Source organism: Saliniramus sp., assembly GCF_035311605.1.
In the GTDB taxonomy this organism is placed as follows: domain Bacteria; phylum Pseudomonadota; class Alphaproteobacteria; order Rhizobiales; family Beijerinckiaceae; genus Saliniramus.
The window spans coordinates 1-6,331 of record NZ_DATGCW010000345.1 but is presented as its reverse complement, the minus strand read 5'-3'; the positions used below and the strand labels follow the sequence as shown (position 1 = coordinate 6,331).

At 64.9% G+C, this 6,331-nt stretch carries 6 protein-coding genes; 4 read left to right on the top strand and 2 right to left on the bottom strand.

The annotated features are described in order from the left end of the window. Positions 1–260 precede the first annotated feature (260 nt). Positions 261–1,694 carry an FAD-linked oxidase C-terminal domain-containing protein gene (locus tag VKP01_RS15280; RefSeq protein ID WP_324413787.1) on the bottom strand — a complete coding sequence of 478 codons (1,434 nt, stop codon included), beginning with the start codon at positions 1,692–1,694 and terminating at the stop codon, positions 261–263. Positions 1,695–1,848: 154 nt separating this feature from the next. Between VKP01_RS15280 and VKP01_RS15275 the strand changes: the two genes are divergently transcribed. Further along, positions 1,849–2,754 carry a LysR family transcriptional regulator gene (locus VKP01_RS15275; RefSeq protein WP_324413785.1) on the top strand — a complete coding sequence of 302 codons (906 nt, stop codon included), beginning with the start codon at positions 1,849–1,851 and terminating at the stop codon, positions 2,752–2,754. A gap of 4 nt (positions 2,755–2,758) precedes the next feature. On the opposite strand, the gene VKP01_RS15270 is transcribed toward VKP01_RS15275, so the two are convergent. Further along, positions 2,759–3,703, bottom strand: a complete 945-nt coding sequence (locus tag VKP01_RS15270) for a lipid A biosynthesis lauroyl acyltransferase (RefSeq protein ID WP_414706591.1) — start codon at positions 3,701–3,703, stop codon at positions 2,759–2,761. Between the two features lie 173 nt (positions 3,704–3,876). On the opposite strand from VKP01_RS15270, the gene ispH reads away from it, so the two are divergent. Genes ispH through rnhA form a run of 3 tightly spaced genes read left to right on the top strand, consistent with a single transcriptional unit; the run spans position 3,877 to position 6,242 of the window. Further along, complete coding sequence (gene ispH, locus VKP01_RS15265) at positions 3,877–4,842, top strand: 4-hydroxy-3-methylbut-2-enyl diphosphate reductase (protein ID WP_324413783.1); 966 nt, start codon at positions 3,877–3,879, stop codon at positions 4,840–4,842. Between the two features lie 3 nt (positions 4,843–4,845). Beyond that, positions 4,846–5,811, top strand: coding sequence for a homoserine kinase (locus VKP01_RS15260; protein WP_324413781.1), 966 nt, complete (start codon positions 4,846–4,848; stop codon positions 5,809–5,811). Then, the gene (gene rnhA / locus VKP01_RS15255) at positions 5,808–6,242 is read left to right on the top strand and encodes a ribonuclease HI (protein ID WP_324413779.1); all 435 of its coding nucleotides are present in this window, start codon (positions 5,808–5,810) and stop codon (positions 6,240–6,242) included. The genes VKP01_RS15260 and rnhA overlap by 4 nt, the downstream gene beginning before the upstream one ends. The last annotated feature ends 89 nt before the right edge of the window (positions 6,243–6,331 follow it).

The following is a 6,331-nucleotide window of genomic DNA, read 5'->3' as shown; positions in this document are numbered from 1 at the left end:
GCTTGCGCGAGGTCAGCGTCGCCGCTGCCTGGACCGGCCGCCCGATCCCCGCCTTGGTATCGCCCCCGGCGAGGCTCAGCGGCATGCGATCCGCGCGCGCCGCTGCGACGATTTCCGCGACGGCTTCCTCGCTCGCCGGTTCATGCACGCTGGTCATGCGCTACGCCTTCCGGTTGGGGTTTTGTCGAGGGAGCATGAAGGGCGCTGCTTGTCTCCCCGATGGAGAGGGAGACCTAGCGAGGCCGTGATCGACCGGCCCATCATGCCGCGTCACGCCCTTCCAGCGGGAAGACCTTGGCCGGGTTGAGCAGCCAGCCCGGATCGAAGACGCCGCGCACGCGCAGTTGCTGGGCGAGATCCTGCGCGTTGTATTGGCAGGTCATCAGGTCGCGCTTCTCGATCCCCACCCCGTGCTCGCCGGTGAGACAGCCGCCGACCTCGACGCAGAGCTTGAGGATGTCGGAGCCGGCATCCTCGGCCTTTTGCATGTCGCCGGGTTTGGCCGCATCGAACATCACCAGCGGATGCAGGTTGCCGTCGCCGGCATGGAAGACGTTGGCGACGCCGAGCCCGTAGGATTTGACGATCTCGTCGATGCGCTTGAGCACATGGGGCAATTGCCCGGTGGGGATGGTGCCGTCCATGCAGATGTAATCGGCGATCCGCCCGGTGGCGCCGAAGGCGGATTTTCGGCCCTTCCAGATCGCGGCGGATTCCGCTTCCGACTGGGCCACCTTCAGCGTCTGTGGCGCGAAATCCTCGGCAATGGCGACGATGCGGGCGAGCTGGTCCTCGATCTCCGCGTCCGAACCCTCGACCTCGACGATCAGCATCGCCTCGACATCAAGCGGATAGCCTGCCTTGGCGAAGGCCTCGCAGACCTGGATGGCCGGGCGGTCCATGTATTCGAGCGCCACGGGAATGATCCCGGCGCCGATGATCGCGGCGACGCAGGCGCCTGCGGTCTCGGCTGAGTCGAAGCCGATCAGGGCCGGGCGCGCGCCCTCGGCCTGGCGCAGGATACGCACCGTCGCTTCGGTGACGATGCCGAGCTGGCCCTCGGAGCCGGTGATCAGGCCAAGAAGGTCATAGCCCGGCGCGTCGAGATGCGGGCCGCCGAGCTCGACAATGGTGCCGTCCACGAGGACCATGGTGACGCCGAGCAGGTTGTTGGTGGTGACGCCGTATTTCAGGCAATGCGCCCCGCCGGAATTCATCGCGATATTACCCGCAATGGTGCAGGCGAGCTGGCTCGACGGGTCCGGCGCGTAGAAGAACTGCTCATGCGCCACAGCGCCGCTGATGGCGAGATTGGTGATGCCGGACTGCACCCGCGCGTAGCGATCGGCGAAGTTCATCTCGATCACGTCGGCGAGCTTGGCCACACCGATCACCACCGCATCCTCCTGCGGAATCGCGCCGCCGGCGAGCGACGTCCCGGCACCGCGCGCGACCACCTTGACGCCGTTCTCATGGCAGAAGCGCATAACGTCGGAGACTTCCTGCGTCGTGCGCGGCAAGGCGACGGCGAGCGGCATCTTGCGATAAGAGGTCAGCGCGTCGGTGTCGTAGGCGCGCCGCTCATCCTCGGAAGTGACGAGGCATTCCGACGGCAACAATCGCGCGAGCCCGGCGATGATCTCCTCGCGGCGTGCGACAATCCCGGCATCGGGCTTGGGAAAGGCGATCGACATGGTATCCTCCCGTCCAACGAAACGTCGATGGTTTTCTTTTCAATATAGCGCGAATTCGCGGGCTGTGCAGGTGATGAGATCGCGGTAGATTGTTTCCCTGAAGGAAAAAATCGTCGAATGAAAAAGCGCTCATGCGGCGAATCAGGGGGAAGCGATGGACCGGTTCGGCGATCTCGACATTTTCGCCCGCGTCGTGTCGGCGGGCAGCATGTCACAGGCGGGGCGCGAGACGGGTCTGTCCCCGGCGGTGATCTCGAAACGCATTCGACGGCTCGAGGAGCGGCTCGGTGTGCGCCTGCTGCAACGCACGACCCGCCAACTCGCCCTGACCGAGGCGGGGCAGGGGTTCCACGAGCGCGTCGTGGGTATTCTCGCCGCGATAGAGGAGGCGGAGAGCGAAGCCGGGCAGGGTGCCGCCGAGGCGCGCGGGCTCTTGCGCATATCCGCGCCGACATCCTTCGGGCGCCTGCATATCGCGCCCTTCATGCAGCGTTTTCTCGACGCTCATCCCGCCGTCAGCCTCGACATGACGCTGACCGACGCCTTCGTCGACATAATCGGCGAGGGTTATGATCTCGCGATCCGCATCGCGGATCTTGGTGATTCGAGCCTGATCGCAAGGCGGCTCGCCCCGGCCCATCGCGTGCTGTGCGCCGCGCCCGCCTATCTCGCCCGCGCCGGCAATCCGCAGGGCCTGAGTGATCTCGTCGATCACGCGCTCCTGATCCATAACGGCTCCGAATGGCGGCTGGAGGGGCCGGAAGGGCCGGTCACGGTGCGGGTCATGAGCCGGTTGCGCACGAATTCGAGCGAGGTGGTGCGCGAAGCGGTGCTCGCGGGCGGGGGTATCGCGCTGCGCTCCACCTGGGATGTGGGGCCGGAGCTGAAATCCGGCGCGCTGATGCGCGTCCTGCCGCAATACGGCTCCTCGGCCCGTCTGGGCGTGCACGCGCTCTATCCTTCGCGCCGGCATGTGGAGCAGAAGCTGCGCGTCTTCATCGAATTCCTGCAGGCGCTCTACGGCCCGACACCCTATTGGGATGCGGGGCTCGATCTGTAGAGGCTTACCCTTCCAGCTTCTCGCCGGTGAATTTCGGACGCCAGCGCCGGTGCATCCACAGCCATTGTTCGGGATTGTCGCGCAGCCAGCCCTCGATGACGCGCGTCATCGCCTGCATGGCGCCGGGCACATCGATCTCGCCATTCGCGTCGCGCGGGAGTTCGAGGGGCGGGGTCAGTTCGAGGCGAAAACGCCGCCCCGGCAGGCGCACCACGCGCACGCCGTGGACGGGGCATTCGAGCCGTTTGGCGAATTTTGCGAGGACCGGATTGGTCAGAGCGGGGCGGCCCATGAAATCGACGATCACGCCACGGGTGAAATGCTGGTCGATCAGCATGCCAAGATGCCCGCCGCGCTCCAGCACCCCCTGCATGGCGAAGGCCGCGCCCTGGCGCGCGGCTTCGAGCCCGCCCATGGTCTGGCTGCGCACCTCGTGGATCGCCTTGGCGACGGCGACCGCATTGGGTGCGCGAAACACCGCCGTGGCTTCGAGCCCGTATCGCGCGGCGCAGATCGCGGGCAGTTCCCAATTGGCGAAATGGCCGGAGAATATGATACCCGGCTTGCCGTCGTCCCGCATCGCCTCGAAATGATCGATACCGCTGATCTCGACATTGCCGGCTTCGGGATTGTCCGGGTCGAAATTGATCAGCGTGTCAAGATGGGCGTATTCAGCGGCGGTGCGGCCGAGATTGTCCCAGGCTTCATGCGTGATCCGCTTCACCTCGGCCTCGCTGATGCCAGGGAAGGCGCGGCGAATATTGTCCTTCGCCGTGCGATGGGCAGGGAAGAGCGGGCCCAGATTACGCGCGAGAAAGCCGCCGAGATCTGCCGCGCGTTCGGCCCCAAGGGCACGCGCGAAAGCGAACAGAATCCGGATACCGAAGGCGGCGAGCAGATCGAGGCTGCGCGCGACGAAACGGGCGAGGCGAAGGCGCCAGGCAAACACGCTGATCTTGTTCCTTGATGACGCGAGAATGTGCTGCGGCACCGTCTGTTCACCATCACGGCGACGCGGTCAAGTCCGGGCGGCGAAAGACGGAGATGTTTTGCCGCAATCGGTGCCGAAATGCTTGACATGGAGGGGCATCTCGCCACATCCCGTCTATGATGAATACGCCGATGAAAAAGCCTTTGCCGCCCCTGTCGATTCTGCTCTGCGCCCCGCGCGGTTTCTGCGCCGGCGTGGTGCGTGCGATCGATGCCGTGGAAAAGGCGCTGGCGATCCATGGTGCACCGGTCTATGTGCGCCACGAGATCGTGCACAACAAATACGTGGTCGAGAGCCTGCGCAAGAAGGGTGCGGTTTTCGTCAAGGAATTGCACGAAATTCCCGATGGCGACGCGCCGGTGATCTTCTCCGCACACGGCGTGCCCAAATCGGTTCCTGAAGAAGCGATACGCCGGCGCATGTTCGCCATCGACGCAACATGTCCGCTCGTCACGAAGGTGCATCGTGAGGCAGCAATCCATGCCAAACGCGGGCGCCATGTCCTTCTCGTCGGCCATTCGGGTCATCCGGAGGTGGTCGGCACGATGGGGCAGCTGCCGGAGGGTACGATCACGCTGGTCGAAACGCTCGACGATGTCGCGAGGCTCGACCCGCCCGATACGGACAACCTCGCTTTCGTGACGCAGACGACGCTTTCCGTCGACGATACGGCGCAGATCGTCGCGGCCTTGCAGGCGCGCTTTCCGAAGATGATCGCGCCGCACAAGGAAGACATTTGCTACGCTACCACCAACCGCCAGGAGGCGGTGAAGAAGGTGGCGCCGATGGTTGATGCGATGATCGTGGTCGGCTCGCCCAATTCCTCGAATTCGCAGCGCCTGCGCGAAGTGGCCGAGCGCGCCGGCTGCCCGCTCGCGACCCTGGTGAATCGGGGCCAGGATATCGACTGGACGCGCTATGGCGCGATCTCGACGCTCGGCATAACGGCGGGCGCCTCGGCGCCGGAGGTGCTGGTCGAGGAGATCATTGACGCCTTAGCGCAGCATTACGTGGTCACCGTCGAAACGGTGACCACCACGGAAGAAGACGTGTTCTTTCCCCTGCCGCGCGAATTGCGCGACGTCGCTGCGGAGTGAGCCGTGGCGGTTTATACCGAAGTCCCGGAGGACGCACTCTTCGCTTTCGTGGCGCAATACGAGATCGGCGATGTGCTTGCCTTCAAGGGTATCGCCGAGGGCGTCGAGAACACGAATTACTACCTCCACACCGCGCAGGGCGACTTCATTCTGACGCTGTATGAAAAGCGCGTGCGCGAAGACGAATTGCCGTTCTTTCTCAATCTGATGGAGCATCTTGCCCGGCGCGGCCTGAATTGCCCGCAGCCCCTGCGCACACGCGACGGCGAGAAGCTCGGTCGGTTATGCGGGCGCGCGGCGGCGATCTTCACCTTTCTCGATGGCCTTGCCATCCGCCGGCCCAATGCGAGCCATTGTGGCGCGCTCGGGGCCGCGCTCGCGCAGATGCACGAGGCTGGATCAGATTTCGGGATGCAGCGCACAAATGCGCTCTCGCTGACCGGCTGGCCGCCGCTCTTCGCCGCCGCCGAGGATCGCGCCGAGCAGGTCGCCCCCGGCCTGACGCGGCGCATCCGCGAGGAGCTCGCCTATCTCGAACTGAACTGGCCGCGCGGCCTGCCCGAGGGCGTGATCCACGCCGATCTCTTCCCCGACAACGCCTTCTTCATCGGGGAGGAGGTGTCGGGCATCATCGATTTCTACTTCGCCTGTACCGATTATTTTGCCTACGACCTCGCCATCTGCCTGAATGCCTGGTGCTTCGAGGCCGATCACAGCTTCAACGTCACCAAGGCGAAGGCGATGCTCGCGGGCTATGAGAGCGTGCGACGACTGGAGGAGGCGGAGGCGGAGGCGCTGCCGATTCTCTGCCGGGGCTCGGCCCTGCGCTTCATGCTCACGCGCCTGGTTGACTGGCTGAACGTCCCGCCGGGCGCGTTGGTGCGGCCGAAGGATCCGCTCGAATACGACCGCAAGCTCGGTTTCCATCGCCGTGTCGAAACGGCGCGCGATTACGGTCTGATGCGATGAGTGGGCGCGTGACGGTCTATACGGACGGGGCCTGCAAGGGCAATCCGGGCCCCGGGGGCTGGGGTGCGCTCCTGATCTACAACGGCAATGAGCGCGCGCTGAAGGGTGGGGAGGAACTCACCACCAACAACCGCATGGAGCTGATGGCGGCGATCATGGCGCTGGAGACGCTCAAGCGCCCGTGCACGGTCGATCTCTTCACCGATTCCCAATATGTCCGCCAGGGCATCACCAGCTGGATGTCCGGCTGGAAAGCGCGGGGCTGGAAGACAGCGGATCGCAAGCCGGTGAAGAACGAGGATCTCTGGCGGCGCCTCGACGAGGCCCGTACCCGCCACGAGGTGTCATGGCACTGGGTCAAGGGCCATGCCGACGACCCGCTCAATCACCGCGTCGATGCGCTTGCCAATGAAGGCATACCGGCTCGCTGAGCGGGCTCAATATTCCGTCGTCTTCTTCGTGCGATAACGGAACGTGCCTTCGCCGAAGGCGACCATCACGCCTTGCGAGTCGAACACTT

What these genes read in the sequence shown, in the direction of transcription:
- VKP01_RS15280 (WP_324413787.1), bottom strand. Translation starts at nt 1,694, where the DNA reads ATGTCGATCGCCTTTCCCAAGCCCGATGCCGGGATTGTCGCACGCCGC.
- VKP01_RS15275 (WP_324413785.1), top strand. Translation starts at nt 1,849, where the DNA reads ATGGACCGGTTCGGCGATCTCGACATTTTCGCCCGCGTCGTGTCGGCG.
- ispH (WP_324413783.1), top strand. Translation starts at nt 3,877, where the DNA reads ATGAAAAAGCCTTTGCCGCCCCTGTCGATTCTGCTCTGCGCCCCGCGC.
- rnhA (WP_324413779.1), top strand. Translation starts at nt 5,808, where the DNA reads ATGAGTGGGCGCGTGACGGTCTATACGGACGGGGCCTGCAAGGGCAAT.